The following is a 12,560-nucleotide window of genomic DNA, read 5'->3' on the forward strand; positions in this document are numbered from 1 at the left end:
GAATCGGCGGCCACACCCCAGCCAGCCGCGTCACCAACCTGTCCGAACAACACACCTAGTGCGTCGTTGCCGGCGAGGAGCAGCACCGCGAGGACGCCGAGGGCGCAGGCCGCGAAGGCCGCCGTGACCGGAGAGCCGGGCCGTCGGATTCCGCCGGTGCGAACGATCACGGCCGTCAACGCAGAGGGCCGTCCCGCACCCGTCGAACGGTGCGCAGCGGTGCCCCCGCGCGTGGCGGGGGCACCTGCCGGACGGGGCGTGTCGGCTCAGCCCTTGCCGGGGGCGTTGGCGGCGGTGACGTTGACGGCGGCCCAGGCACGGTCGACCGTCTTGTACGCGGTGCTGCCCGCGCCGTAGAGGTCCTTGGCGGCCTTGAGGGTCGCGATCCGGGCGTCGTGGAAGTCGGTGGTGGAGACCATGTACCGGGTGAGCGCCCGGTAGAAGATCGCCGTCGCCTTGTCCCGGCCGATGCCGGTCACCTTCGCGCCGTCGTAGGTGGGGGAGTCGTAGGCGAAGCCTCCGATGGTCTTCTTCCCGCTGCCCTCGGCGAGCAGGTAGAAGGCGTGCGAGGAGACGCCGGAGCCGGCGTGGACCTCGGTGTCGTAGGTCTGCTTCGACCAGTAGTCGACGGTGCCTTCGAGCTTGTCGAGGGAGGGCTTGTCCAGCCGGCGCAGGAACTTCTGCTGGAGGCCCAGCTTTTCGCCCATGAGGTAGTTCGGCGGGTTCTTCGGGTTGTTGGTGGCGAACTCGACGGCGGTGCCGAAGATGTCCGCCAGCGACTCGTTGAGCGCGCCGGGTTCGCCGAACTGGTTGCCCTCGGCGTCGACGCGGGTGGGCTGGAGCTTCGCGGTCGCGTCGACCACGCCGTGGGTGAGTTCGTGGCCGGTGACGTCCAGGACGACCAGCGGCTTGGTGAAGGTCTTGCCGTCGCCGTCGCCGTAGAGCATGCAGCCGCAGTCCGAGGACCAGTAGGCGTTGCCGACGTTCTTGCCGAAGTGCACCAGGGCGTGCGCGCCGGCGCCGTCGTTCTTGATGCCCTTGCGGCCGAAGGTCTTCTTGTAGAAGTCCAGGGTGCTGGTGATGCCGTACTGGGCGTCGACGGCGGCGGTGGTCGGGTCGGCGGCGGTGCCGTTGCCCCAGTGGTCGTTCGTGCTGGTGAGCGCCTTGCCGTCGGCGAACTTGTCGAGTTCCCTGCCGCCGGCGTCGCGGGTCTCGGTGTTGCCGCGGGTGCCGTCCTTGAGGGTGAACGCGGCCTTGCCGGTCTGGGTGGTGGACAGCGGCACGGTGCCGACGAAGAACGACGAGCCGGTGCCGGTGGCCGGGGCGGGGAAGCCGCCGGTCCGGCCGGGCGTGGCCGCGGCGGATGCGGCGGCGGACGGTCCGGTCGCGGGCGCGAGCCGCTCGCCGCGCTGCCGGAGCGTGCGCTGCAAGGAGGGCGACAGGAAGGAGTCGTTGGCAGGGATGTTGCTGAGCACGCCGCCGGTGGTGGCGTCGACGACGACGGTCCGGGAGCCGCCGGCCTCGGCGGTGCGGCTGTCGTCGACCTGCACCCGGTAGGCGAGCGTCGTGCGGTCCTCGCGGGCGTCCACGACCAGTTGGGGCGCGCCGGCCCGGCCCCGGGCCACGGAGGCGGCCTTGGCCGCGGCCTGCCGGCCGGAGAGCTTCGGGTCGGTGGTGGCGACGTCGACCTGGTGGCGGGAGGCCCGGGTGACGCCCTCGTAGGCCGAGTTGGCGCCCAGGTGGATGACCAGGTCGCCGCCGAGCACCGGCAGACCGCGGTGGCTGCGGAGGAAGCGCACATGCTGCCGGCCGTCGGGGTCGGTCAGGGTGTCGGTGGCCTGGAGCGTGTCCTGCTTGCCGACACCGGTCGCCGCGGAGTGCGCGTACGCGGCGGCGCGGGCGGCGTCGACGAGGGAGGGAGAAGCGGAGGAGGAGGGGGTGGCGGGGGCGGCCGTGGCGGCGCCCGCGATTCCGGAGGTGAGGGTGGCGGCCGTTGTCACGGCCACGGCTATCGCCAGGTGGTGCCTGCGTATGTGGGGTCTACGCACCGATGTGGGTCCTTTGCGCTGTGGAGGCGGTCGGCTCGCCAACCGCCCGTACACACGGTGCTGTTGGGCACCGCGGGGCTTGTGTGGCCCCGCGCAAACCCTGGTATGTCTGGCATGCGCATGTAAAGGAAAAGGATCGATTTTCGATGCGAAGAATTCAAAAATTGACAATTCATCAGCTTTAGGTAGTCGCAAGGTGACCAAATGTGTTCTGTGAGGGGAGACGCGCGGCGCGGTGCGAGGGTTGCCCGGCATGACGAGGGCCGGGACAGCGAGTGCTGTCCCGGCCCGGAGCGTTCTGGGTGCCCGCGAGGGCGCTACATATGGAAGAGCTCCTCCAGCGAGGCCTGCGCCTTCTCGCCCCCGCGCACCGCCTCCACGACGGCCTGGTGGAAGGAGCGGCTGTCCTCTTCCGAATGGCAGGGTACGGGGCTGCCGACCATGGTGTACCAGTCCGACGACCCGGTGTACTGCACCGCCACGTGCGCCTCGTCCTCCGACCACGTCGTGTGAATGGTGAGGTCGCCCTGCATCGGGCCGATCTCCTCGGTGCGCACCGCGCCGGGGCGGGCGTGGATCCCCACCGTGGTCCAAGATGCCCAGGTCATGATGTTCCCCTCGGTCCCAAGGGCCCCGGCCGGCAGCCGGGCGCGGTGCTTCAAGTCTGGCACCTGAGGTGCGGTGGCGCACCGTATCGACAGGCCGCCATGGCTCCCGCTCACTGTGTCACCATTCCTCCTCCATCCGGCCGTCACCCAACCGTCACTCAGGGTGTCGGCCGGCCGGTCGCCGGCCGCGTCGCGCGCCGGGTCCGCCGCGCGCAGCCGGCCGGCCGCGCCGAGGAGGCCGTGGGGCTCCGGCCGGCCCGAGGTACGGGGGCGGTGGCACGAGTGGGGGCGGCGCTATCCGGCGAGGACGCGGGCGCGGCACTCGGCCGGGGTGCCCCAGGCGTCCCGCAGTGGACGAGCCTTGCGGATCCGGAGGGAGAGGTCCGGCTCGTCCGTGTAGCCGAGCGCGCCGTGCAACTGGAGCGCGGTGCGCGCCGCGGCATAGCACGCCTCGCCCGCCGCCACCTTCGCCGCCGCGATCTCCGGGCCGGCGCATGCGGCGTCCCGGGCCAGCGCCAGGGCCGCCGCATGGACCAGCGGCTGTGCGAACTCCAGGGCGAGGAGGCCGTCGGCCAGCCGGTGCTTCACCGCCTGGAACGAACCGATCGGCACCGCGAACTGGGTGCGCTGCTTGACGTAGGCGACGGTCTCGTCCAGCAGGGCGCGGCCCAGGCCGAGCGCCTGGGCGGCGGTGAGCAGCCGGGCGGTGTCGCCGGCGTGCGCGGCGGCTGCGGTGACCGCCGGGCCGCGGGCGAGGACGGTGCCGCCGAGCGGGCGGGACAGCCGACGGGCCGGATCGAGCGAGGGCTGCACCGGGCCATGGGTCTCGGTGCGGCACACCGTGTCGCCCCGGACGACGAAGACCGCGTCGGCGGCGTCCGCGTCCAGTGCGAACGGTGCACCGTCCGCGCACAGCCCGACGACCGCGTCACCGGAGGCGATCCGGGGCAGCCAGGCGACCGCCGCGCCGGTGTCGCCGAGACGGGCCAGGAAGGCCGCCGCGGCGGCCGTCTCCACCAGCGGACCGGGTACCGCGTGACGGCCCAACTCGACGTAGGCGACGGCGAGTTCGAGGGGAAGCGGGCCGACCCCCGCGTACTCCTCGGGGACCGCGAGGGCGAACACCCCGGTCTCCGCGAGCCGCGCCCACAGATCACGGCCCGGCTTGTGCTCCCCGGCCGCCCAGGCCCGTACGGCGGCCGGGGTGCCGGACGCGCCGAGCATGCCGTCCAGCGTCCGTGCGAACTCCCGCTGCTCGTCGGTCAGGAGGAACCGCATCACCGGCGTCCCTTCGGCAGGCCGAGCAGCCGCTCGGCGACGATGTTCCGCTGGATCTCATTGGTGCCGGCGTAGATCGGGCCGGCGAGGGAGAAGATGTAGCCCTCTGACCAACTGCCGTGCGCCGGAGCGTCGTCGGCGTCGTCGGCGAGGGTGCCGTAGGGGCCGAGGAGATCGAGGGCGGTCTCGTGCAGGGCGATGTCCAGCTCGGACCAGAAGACCTTGTTCAGGCTGGACTCGGCGCCGATGGAGCCCCCGGCGGCGATGCGCGAGGCGTTGCCGTAGGTGAACAACTGGTAGGCGCGGGCGCCGATCACGGCGTCCGCCACCCGGTCGCGCAGCGCCGTGTCGCCCGGGTCGGCCGCCTCCCGCCACAGCGCGGTCAGCCGGTCGGCGGCGGCCGTGAAGCGGCCCGGACTGCGCAGGGTCAGCCCGCGTTCGTTGCCGGCCGTGCTCATCGCGACCCGCCAGCCCTGGCCGGGCTCGCCGATGACGTCCGCGTCCGGCACGAACACCTCGTCGAGGAAGAGTTCGGCGAAGGCCGGCTTGCCGTCCAGCCGGCCGATGGGCCGGACCGCCACCCCCGGCGCGTCCAGCGGGAACATCAGGGAGGTCAGGCCCTGGTGCGGTTCGGGGCGGGAGTGCGCGGGCGTCCCCCGGGAGGGCGCCGTCGGCTCGCTGCGGAACAGGCCGAAGGCGCGGTCGGCGAAGGTGGCCCGGGACGACCAGGTCTTCTGGCCGCTCAGCAGCCAGCCGCCGTCGGTCCGTACGGCCGTAGAGCGCAGCGATGCCAGGTCCGAGCCCGACTCCGGTTCGGACCACGCCTGCGCCCAGATCACCTCGCCGGTGGCCATCGGGCCCAGAACGCGGGCGCGTTGCTCCTCCGTGCCGTGCTCGAAGAGGGTCGGCGCGAGGAGGCTGATGCCGTTCTGGCCGACCCGGCCGGGTGCGCCGGCGGCGTAGTACTCCTCCTCGAAGATCAGCCACTGGAGGAGGGAGGCGCCCCGCCCGCCGTACTCCTCGGGCCAGGAGACCACCGACCAGCGGTCGGCGGCGAGCCGGCGCTCCCAGTCCCGGTGTGCGGCGAAGCCCTCGCGGGTCTCCAGCGAGGGGAGGGGCGTCGCCGGCACGTGCTCGGTGAGCCAGGCCCGTGCCTCGGCCCGGAAGGCGTCCTCGGCTGCGGTGAAGTCGAGATCCATCAGGCGCCGACTCCCTTGGTGTCGCGGTCCATTACGATCCCGTCTGCCGATGCCGGGGCGATCGTTGCGCGGTGTGCCGCCGCATCGCCGCGATGCCCGCGCCGGCGAGCGCAGCCGCGGCGGTCTCCGCGCTGTGGGCGTGCGCGAGGTCCACGACCTTGCCGCCGCCGTCATCGGCCGCGCGGCGGAAGGCGCCGTCCAGGGCGTAAGTCAGCGCGGAGTTCCGGGTGTTGCGGTAGCCGGGGCGGTTCATCGTGACGGTCGCGACCGGGCCTTGCCGCTCATGGCGCACGACGGACGTGTCTTCGCCGGCGGTCATCGGCGACTCCTTCTCTAACAAGTGTTTGGTAGGTTAACGTACGGCCATGAGCAGCGTCGAGGCCCCCGCCACCGTCGAGAGCTTCCGTGCCGAGTTCCGCAGCCGGTTGCGGAACAACCTCACCGGGGAGCTCGCGGACCTGCGCGGCCGTGGCGGCCCCGGCGGGGAACGCCAGGCGTTCGCCGAACGCCTCGCCCGGGAACGGCACATGGCCGCCGCGGGCCGGACCTGCGTCGGCCGGCCGGTCGCGTACGGCGGCCGGGGCGCGACCCGGGAACGGCAGGTCGCCTGCCGCGAGGAGTACGCGCTCGCCGAAGCCCCCGCTGGGGTCGACCACATCGGCGAGCAGCTGCTCGGCCTGCCGAAGGAGGCGCGCGCATGAACCCACCGCCCTACGTACCCGGTCATGACCTGCTCAAGGGGCGGACGGCGGTCGTCACCGCCGCCGCCGGGGCGGGCATCGGCGGGGCGACCGCCCGCCGGTTCCTGGAGGAGGGCGCGCGGATCGTCATCGGCGATGCGCACGCCCGGCGGTTGACGGAGAGCGTGGCGGCGCTGGCCGCGGAGTTCGGGGCCGACCGGGTCGCCGGACTGCCCTGCGACGTCACCGACGAAGCGCAGGTCGAGGCGCTGCTGGCGCTCGCCGAGGAGCGGCACGGCCGGCTCGACATCGTGGTCAACAACGCCGGGCTCGGGGGCACCGCACACCTCGTCGAGATGACCGACGCGCAGTGGGACAAGGTCATCGACGTCACGCTGAACGGCACCTTCCGCTGCACCCGCGCCGCACTCCGCCGGATGCGGACGGCGGGTGGCGGCGTGATCGTCAACAACGCCTCCGTCATCGGCTGGCGCGCCCAGCGCGGCCAGGCCCACTACGCCGCCGCCAAGGCCGGGGTGATGGCCCTCACCCGCTGCGCCGCCCTGGAGGCCGCCGACTACGGCGTACGGATCAACGCCGTCGCGCCCAGCCTCGCCATGCACCCGCACCTGGTGAAGGTCACCACGCCGGAACTGCTGGCCGAGCTGACCGAGAAGGAGGCGTTCGGCCGCTACGCCGAGCCCTGGGAGGTCGCCAATGTCATCGTCTTCCTGGCCGGCGACTACGCCTCGTACATGACGGGTGAGACCGTCTCGGTCAGCTCGCAGCATGCCTGAGCAGCGCCGCCGCGAACTCCTCGCCACCGCGGCGGAGGTGTGCGCCGTCTCCTGGACCGGCCGGGCGCGCAGCGCGGCCCCGAGGAGATCGCCCGCCGGTACCTCTCGACGATGCTGGACGGCATCGCCTTGCGGAACCGACCGGCACATCCGCAGAATCAGACCGAGGAGTTCACCATGCCCGAGGCGTATATCGTCGATGCGGTCCGCACCCCGGTGGGGAAGAAGGGCGGCGGGCTGGCGGCCGTCCATCCCGCCGATCTGGGCGCCCATGTGCTGACGGCGCTGATGGCGCGTACGGGCGCCGATCCGGCCGCCGTCGAGGACGTGGTCTTCGGCTGCCTGGACACCGTCGGACCGCAGGCCGGGGACATCGCCCGGACCTGCTGGCTGGCCGCCGGGCTGCCCGAAGAGGTGCCCGGGGTCACCGTCGACCGGCAGTGCGGCTCCTCGCAGCAGGCCGTGCACTTCGCCGCCCAGGGCGTGCTCTCCGGCACCCAGGACCTGGTCGTGGCGGGCGGGGTGCAGAACATGTCGCAGATCCCGATCGCCTTCGCCAGCCGCCAGGCCGCCGAACCCCTCGGCCTCACCCAGGGGCCGTTCGCCGGCTCCGAGGGCTGGCGGGCCCGCTACGGCGACCAGCCGGTCAACCAGTTCCACGGCGCCGAACTGATCGCCACCAAATGGGACATCTCCCGCCGGGACATGGAGGAGTTCGCGCTCCGCTCGCACCGGCGGGCCGTCCGCGCGATCGACGAGGGCCGCTTCGACCGCGAGATCGTCGCCTACGGGGAGGTCACCACCGACGAGGGGCCGCGCCGCACCACCTCGCTGGAGAAGATGGCCGCCCTGGCGCCGGTCGTCGAGGGCGGCCGGCTGACCGCGGCGGTCTCCTCGCAGGTCTCCGACGGCGCGGCGGCGCTGCTGCTCGCCTCGGAGCGGGCGGTGGCCGAGCACGGGCTCACCCCGCGCGCCCGGATCCACCACCTCTCGGTCCGCGGCGAGGACCCGGTCCGGATGCTGTCCGCGCCGATCCCCGCCACGGCGTACGCGCTGAAGAAGGCCGGGATGACCATCGACGACATCGACCTGGTCGAGATCAACGAGGCGTTCGCGCCGGTCGTCCTGGCCTGGTTGAAGGAGACCGGCGCCGACCCCGATCGCGTCAACGTCAACGGCGGCGCCATCGCACTGGGCCATCCGCTGGGTGCGACCGGCGTCCGGCTGACGGCGACGCTGCTGAGCGAACTGGAGCGCACCGGGGGGCGGTTCGGCCTCCAGACCATGTGCGAGGGCGGCGGCCAGGCCAACGTCACGATCATTGAGCGGCTCTGATGTGATGTCAGATGTCCGGCAGGGGTGCGGGCGTTCGTCCGGGACCGGTGCGGCTGCCGGCCGTGCTCCGCGGCGGGCTGGAGAGCGGGCCGGTGCCGGCGGGGTGCGCATGACGGCCGCGCCGACACCGGCCCGCTCAGGAGAGGTTGGGGATGGTGGGGATGGCGCCGGAGGGTCGGCGGGGCAGGCCTGCCAGGGTCTGGTGGGCCTCGGTCATGATGCGGTCGATCAGTTCGGCGCAGGACGGCAGATCCTCGATCAGCCCGGCGACCTGACCGGAGGCCATCACGCCGAGGTCGGTGCGGCCGTCGACCATCGACGCCTTCAGCAGCATCGGGGTGTTGGCCGCCAACAGGATCTGACTCCAGGTCAGTTCCTTCCCGTGCTTCATCGCCAGCCCGTCGCGGACCATCCGGGCCCAGCTCAGGCCGGACAGCTTCCTGAACGACGCGGCGTGGCGTACCGCCTTGAGCAGTGCGGCCGTGCGCCCGGACCGCTCCAGGGCCTCGACCAGTTCGCTGCGCAGCATCCGGTGCGGCAGCCCGTCGACCTTCGTGGTGACGGTGATGTCCTTGACCGCCGCCTCCAGATAGCGGGCCTGGACGGCCCGCGGCACGGTGCTGTCCGACGTCAGCAGGAAGCGGGTGCCCATGGCGATGCCGGCCGCCCCGTAGGCGAGCGCGGCGACCAGGCCGCGGCCGTCGAAGAAGCCGCCCGCGGCGATCACCGGGATGTCGACGGCGTCCACGACCTGGGGGAGCAGCACGGTGGTGGCGACGTTCCCGGTGTGGCCGCCGCCCTCGCCGCCCTGGACGACGACCGCGTCGGCACCCCAGGACGCGACCTTCTCGGCGTGCCGGCGGGCCCCGACGGAGGGGATGACGAGCACGCCCGCGTCCTTGAGCCGGGCGATCAGCTCCTTCGAGGGTGCCAGCGCGAACGAGGCGACGCGTACGCCCTCGGAGACGATGATGCCGACGCGCTCGGCCGCATCGCCCGCGTCCGCCCGCAGATTGACGCCGAAGGGCTCATCCGTACGGGACCTGACCTCGCGGACCGCGGACCGTAGCCGATCGGGCGTCATGGTCGCCGAGGCGAGGATGCCGAGCGCGCCCGCTTCGGCGGCGGCCGAGACCAGCCGGGGGCCCGCCACCCAGCCCATACCGGTCTGCACGATCGGATGCCGGACGCCGACCAGCTTCGTCAGCGGTGTACCGAGGGCCGGCGGGGTGCCGGTGCTCACGACGGCACCTCGCGGTCGCGCAGCCGCTGCGGGTCGATGACCTCGCGGATCAGCCGCAGCTCGTCGCCGGACGGCTCGCGGGTGCGGGGGACCCGTTCCGGGACGGTGAGCGCGAAGCCGGTCGCCTGCCGGACCTCGTCGGCCGTGACGCCGGGGTGCAGGGAGGCGAGCCGCATGGAGCGGTCCGGGGTCGCGAAGTCGAGGACGCCGAGGTTGGTCACCACCCGCGGGATCCGGTGGTAGCGGGTCGCGGACGGGCCGGCGGCGGCTGCGCTGTCGTATCCGACGCCGCTGATCATGTCGACCCGTTCGACGAAGACCCGGGGCGAATGCCTGGGGACCCAGTAACTGACGGGATTGTTGAGGGTGTTGACGGGCGCGCCGCGCACCCCCAGCAGCTGTCGGGCGGGCTGCTGCCAGTCGCCGATGCAGGAGATGTTCTGGTTGCCGAAGCGGTCGAGCTGACCGGCGCCCATCATCACGTGCCGCCTGCCGCCGGTGACCATGGTCAGGTGCCGGCGGTAGGGGAGCCAGCCCTCCGGCTCCCCGTCGAGGCCGACGAGCATCGCCTCGCCGTCGGTGAGCAGCAGGTCGGGGGAGAAGGTGCGCTTGGCGAGCCGGGCGCCGATGGACGGGACGGTGCCCATCGGGCTGGCGAGCACCTCGCCGTTGTCGCGCCAGGCGTCCGCGCAGGCGATCACGCAGTATTCGGCCCGGGTGGTGGCGGCGGCCGGTCCGGTGGTCGTGGTCACTTCTGTTCCTCCTTCGCCGTGCGCTCCTCGTGCCAGGTCCGGACGGCGGCCTGGTAGGTCTTCTCGTCCCCGTGCAGGAACCGTGCGGCGAACTCCGGCCAGGGCGTGGTCGCGTAGAGCTTCTGGAAGGGCTCGTCGCGGCCGTGGTCCGGGACGCAGGAGGTGAAGTGCGCGCCGTGCGGGGTCTCCACGACTCCGGTGACGGCGTGCCGCGCGACGAGGAGGGTCTGCGGCGGGGCGTCCCGGAAGCCGCCGGTGCCGACGAGCCGCTCGCAGGAGACGTACGCCGTATCGGCCGCCTCGCAGAAGAGGTCGTCGAAGTACGGGTCGGGGCCCAGGTATTGGCCGTTGCCGAGCCGGTCGGCGCGGTTGACGTGCACCAGCGCCGCGTCCATGCGCAGCGCCGGCATGGCCACGAAGGTCTCGCCGTCCTCGTACGGTGAGGTGACCGTCTTCAGGCCGGGGTTGACCCGCATGACGTCGGAGCCGAGGCCGGCGCGCACGGGGAGGAACGGCATTCGGTTCGCGGCGGCGTGCAGTCCCCACATGAACATCGCCTCGTCGACCTCCGCCAGGGCGAACGAGCCGGCCTGGCGGGCCGCGCGGAAGTGGGGTTCGAGGGGGATGGAGTCCAGGGTCGCGAAGGGCGCGATCAGCTTGCGGAGCTTTCCGGCGGCGGCGAGCAGGCCGACGTCCGGACCGCCGTACGAGACGACGGTGAGATCGGTGATCTCGGAGCGGAGCAGTGCACGGACCAGCGCCATCGGCTTGCGGCGCGAGCCCCAGCCGCCGATGCCGACGGTCATCCCGCTGTGCAGCCGTGCGATCACGTCGTCGGCGGTCATGGTCTTGTCGGTCACGGTCAGTCCTCCTTGCTGTCCGCCGCTTCCGGGGGCCGGCCGAAGGTGTCGCGGACGCGGTCGGCGACCCCGCTGAGGTTCGCCTCGAAGGTGAAGCCCTGCTCGAAGCGGTAGCTGCGGCGGACGTCGACGGGGTCGATGCCGTTGATGGCGGCCTTGGCGAGCCGGATCAGCAAGCCGTCCTTGCGGGCGATCTCGCCGGCCAACTCCAGTGCGGTGCCGTGGAGTTCGTCGCCCGGGACGACCTTCCAGACCGAGCCGTGCGCATGGAGTTCGGCCGCCGTGGCGGTGCGCGAGGTGTAGTACAGCGCCCGCATCAGATGCTGCGGGACCAGCCGGGCCAGATGGGTGGCCGCGCCCAGCGCGCCGCGGTCCAGCTCCGGCAGGCCGAACGTCGCGTCCTCGCTCGCCACGATCGCGTCCGCGTTGCCGACCAGGCCGATCCCGCCGCCCAGGCAGAAGCCGTGGACGGCGGCGACCACCGGTACCTCGCACTCGTAGACGGCGGCGAACGCCTCGGCGCAACCGCGGTTGGCGCCGATCAGGGCGCCGTGGCCGCCCGCCGCGGTGTCCCGCTGCACCTCCTTGATGTCGACACCGGCGTTGAAGCCGCGGCCCGCGGCGGCGAGTACGACACAGCGGACCCCCGGGTCGCGGCCGGCCGCCCGCACGGCGTCGGCGAGGTCGTACCAGCCCTGTACGGGGAGGGCGTTGACCGGCGGGAAGTCCACGGTGACGACCGCGATCCCCTGGTCCGGACCGGAGGTGGAGACACCCATGAGCGGATCAGCTACCTTTCCACCAAGCGTTTGTTAGGTAGCGAAGTTAGCAGCGGATCGCACGCTGCGGGAGGTGCCCGTTGAGCCTGACTCTCGACCTGGCCGGACAGGTCGCCGTCGTCACCGGCGGCACCCGGGGCGTCGGCGCCGGAATCGCCCGCGCCTTCCTCCAGGCCGGCGCGGAGGTGGTCATCTGCGCCCGCCGGCCACCGGACGCCCCGGTCTCCGCGGACGGCCGAACCGCCCGCTTCCGCCCCCTCGACCTGCGCGACCCGCCCGCCGTACGCGAGTTCTTCGCCCGCGTCGGCGCCGAGCACGGCCGGCTGGACTGCCTGGTCAACAACGCCGGCGGCACCCCCTACCGGCTGCTCGGCGAGACGGCTGCCGAACGGCACGCCCGCGTCGTGGAGTTGAACCTCACCGCACCGCTGACCGCCTCGCTCGCCGCGTACGAGGTGATGCGCCGCCAGTCGCACGGCGGTTCGGTGCTCATGATCGGCAGCGTCAGCGGCACCCGGCCCTCGCCCGGTACCGCCGCCTACGGCGCGGCCAAGGCGGGCCTGGACCACCTCGCCCGCTCGATGGCCGTCGAATGGGCGCCCGCGGTGCGGGTCAACACCGTCGTCCCGGGCATGGTGCGGACCGAACTCGCCGCGCTGCACTACGGCGACGCGGCAGGTCTCGCCGCCGTCGGCGCGACCGTGCCGCTCGGCCGGCTCGCCGAACCCGCCGAGATCGGCGACGCCTGCGTCTTCCTCGCCTCCGGCCGCGCCCGCTACCTCAGCGGCGCCAGCCTGCTGGTCCACGGCGGCGGCGAGCGCCCCGCCTTCCTCGACGCCGCCACCGTCAACCGCCCCAAGGAGCCCTGACATGACCGGAATCTGCACCGGACGCGTCGCCGCCGTCACCGGCGCCGGCCGCGGCCTGGGTCGCGCCCACGCCCTCGCCCTCGCCGCCGAGGGGGCCCGGGTGGTGGTCAAC

Annotated in this window: 14 protein-coding genes; 5 read left to right on the plus strand and 9 right to left on the minus strand. The window is 73.1% G+C overall.

Going from position 1 to position 12,560, the window contains the following annotated elements; all coding sequences use genetic code 11:
- Positions 1-266: 266 nt before the first annotated feature.
- From IEZ17_RS19005 to IEZ17_RS44485, 5 genes are all read right to left on the minus strand, one after another.
- Positions 267-2,048 carry a M4 family metallopeptidase gene (locus IEZ17_RS19005; RefSeq protein WP_189301666.1) on the minus strand — a complete coding sequence of 594 codons (1,782 nt, stop codon included), beginning with the start codon at positions 2,046-2,048 and terminating at the stop codon, positions 267-269.
- A gap of 317 nt (positions 2,049-2,365) precedes the next feature.
- The gene (locus tag IEZ17_RS19010) at positions 2,366-2,656 is read right to left on the minus strand and encodes a hypothetical protein (protein WP_189301668.1); all 291 of its coding nucleotides are present in this window, start codon (positions 2,654-2,656) and stop codon (positions 2,366-2,368) included.
- Between the two features lie 294 nt (positions 2,657-2,950).
- On the minus strand, positions 2,951-3,934 hold the full coding sequence (locus tag IEZ17_RS19015) for an acyl-CoA dehydrogenase family protein (RefSeq protein WP_189301670.1): 984 nt from the start codon (positions 3,932-3,934) through the stop codon (positions 2,951-2,953).
- The gene (locus IEZ17_RS19020) at positions 3,934-5,133 is read right to left on the minus strand and encodes an acyl-CoA dehydrogenase family protein (protein ID WP_189301672.1); all 1,200 of its coding nucleotides are present in this window, start codon (positions 5,131-5,133) and stop codon (positions 3,934-3,936) included. The genes IEZ17_RS19015 and IEZ17_RS19020 overlap by 1 nt, the downstream gene beginning before the upstream one ends.
- Before the next feature lie 31 nt (positions 5,134-5,164).
- Positions 5,165-5,452: a hypothetical protein gene (locus IEZ17_RS44485; protein WP_373299870.1), complete on the minus strand. Its 288-nt coding sequence runs from the start codon at positions 5,450-5,452 to the stop codon at positions 5,165-5,167.
- A 46-nt stretch (positions 5,453-5,498) separates the two neighbouring features.
- On the opposite strand from IEZ17_RS44485, the gene IEZ17_RS19030 reads away from it, so the two are divergent.
- The 3 genes from IEZ17_RS19030 (at position 5,499) to IEZ17_RS19040 (ending at position 7,945) form a co-directional block, all read left to right on the plus strand.
- A complete protein-coding gene (locus IEZ17_RS19030) occupies positions 5,499-5,834 on the plus strand; it encodes an acyl-CoA dehydrogenase family protein (protein ID WP_229852385.1) in 336 nt (111 codons plus the stop codon).
- The gene (locus IEZ17_RS19035) at positions 5,831-6,610 is read left to right on the plus strand and encodes an SDR family oxidoreductase (RefSeq protein WP_189301674.1); all 780 of its coding nucleotides are present in this window, start codon (positions 5,831-5,833) and stop codon (positions 6,608-6,610) included. Before IEZ17_RS19030 ends, IEZ17_RS19035 begins: the two co-directional genes overlap by 4 nt.
- Positions 6,611-6,787: 177 nt before the next feature.
- Complete coding sequence (locus tag IEZ17_RS19040) at positions 6,788-7,945, plus strand: acetyl-CoA C-acetyltransferase (protein ID WP_189301965.1); 1,158 nt, start codon at positions 6,788-6,790, stop codon at positions 7,943-7,945.
- Between the two features lie 136 nt (positions 7,946-8,081).
- On the opposite strand, the gene IEZ17_RS19045 is transcribed toward IEZ17_RS19040, so the two are convergent.
- The 4 genes from IEZ17_RS19045 to IEZ17_RS19060 all read right to left on the minus strand — a co-directional run bounded on the left by IEZ17_RS19045 (position 8,082) and on the right by IEZ17_RS19060 (position 11,579).
- Complete coding sequence (locus IEZ17_RS19045; protein ID WP_229852412.1) at positions 8,082-9,107, minus strand: NAD(P)H-dependent flavin oxidoreductase; 1,026 nt, start codon at positions 9,105-9,107, stop codon at positions 8,082-8,084.
- Between the two features lie 77 nt (positions 9,108-9,184).
- Positions 9,185-9,940 (minus strand): CoA-transferase subunit beta, encoded by a 756-nt coding sequence (locus IEZ17_RS19050; RefSeq protein ID WP_189301678.1) that lies wholly within the window; start codon positions 9,938-9,940, stop codon positions 9,185-9,187.
- Positions 9,937-10,800, minus strand: coding sequence for a CoA transferase subunit A (locus IEZ17_RS19055; RefSeq protein WP_189301680.1), 864 nt, complete (start codon positions 10,798-10,800; stop codon positions 9,937-9,939). Before IEZ17_RS19055 ends, IEZ17_RS19050 begins: the two co-directional genes overlap by 4 nt.
- Before the next feature lie 2 nt (positions 10,801-10,802).
- The gene (locus IEZ17_RS19060) at positions 10,803-11,579 is read right to left on the minus strand and encodes an enoyl-CoA hydratase family protein (RefSeq protein WP_189301681.1); all 777 of its coding nucleotides are present in this window, start codon (positions 11,577-11,579) and stop codon (positions 10,803-10,805) included.
- An 80-nt stretch (positions 11,580-11,659) separates the two neighbouring features.
- Here IEZ17_RS19060 and IEZ17_RS19065 point away from each other — a divergent pair, with 80 nt between their 5' ends.
- On the plus strand, positions 11,660-12,448 hold the full coding sequence (locus IEZ17_RS19065) for an SDR family oxidoreductase (protein WP_189301683.1): 789 nt from the start codon (positions 11,660-11,662) through the stop codon (positions 12,446-12,448).
- 1 nt (position 12,449) lies between these two features.
- Positions 12,450-12,560, plus strand: a 111-nt coding sequence (locus IEZ17_RS42510) for an SDR family NAD(P)-dependent oxidoreductase (RefSeq protein ID WP_373299878.1), incomplete at its 3' end; no start/stop codon positions are given.

Origin of the sequence: Streptomyces albospinus (genome assembly GCF_014648695.1) — a bacterium.
Taxonomy (GTDB): Bacteria; Actinomycetota; Actinomycetes; order Streptomycetales; family Streptomycetaceae; genus Streptomyces; species Streptomyces albospinus.

What these genes read in the sequence shown, in the direction of transcription:
- IEZ17_RS19040 (WP_189301965.1), top strand. Translation starts at nt 6,788, where the DNA reads ATGCCCGAGGCGTATATCGTCGATGCGGTCCGCACCCCGGTGGGGAAG.
- IEZ17_RS19015 (WP_189301670.1), bottom strand. Translation starts at nt 3,934, where the DNA reads ATGCGGTTCCTCCTGACCGACGAGCAGCGGGAGTTCGCACGGACGCTG.
- IEZ17_RS19030 (WP_229852385.1), top strand. Translation starts at nt 5,499, where the DNA reads ATGAGCAGCGTCGAGGCCCCCGCCACCGTCGAGAGCTTCCGTGCCGAG.
- IEZ17_RS19010 (WP_189301668.1), bottom strand. Translation starts at nt 2,656, where the DNA reads ATGACCTGGGCATCTTGGACCACGGTGGGGATCCACGCCCGCCCCGGC.
- IEZ17_RS19060 (WP_189301681.1), bottom strand. Translation starts at nt 11,579, where the DNA reads ATGGGTGTCTCCACCTCCGGTCCGGACCAGGGGATCGCGGTCGTCACC.
- IEZ17_RS19020 (WP_189301672.1), bottom strand. Translation starts at nt 5,133, where the DNA reads ATGGATCTCGACTTCACCGCAGCCGAGGACGCCTTCCGGGCCGAGGCA.
- IEZ17_RS19045 (WP_229852412.1), bottom strand. Translation starts at nt 9,107, where the DNA reads ATGGGCTGGGTGGCGGGCCCCCGGCTGGTCTCGGCCGCCGCCGAAGCG.
- IEZ17_RS19035 (WP_189301674.1), top strand. Translation starts at nt 5,831, where the DNA reads ATGAACCCACCGCCCTACGTACCCGGTCATGACCTGCTCAAGGGGCGG.
- IEZ17_RS44485 (WP_373299870.1), bottom strand. Translation starts at nt 5,452, where the DNA reads ATGACCGCCGGCGAAGACACGTCCGTCGTGCGCCATGAGCGGCAAGGC.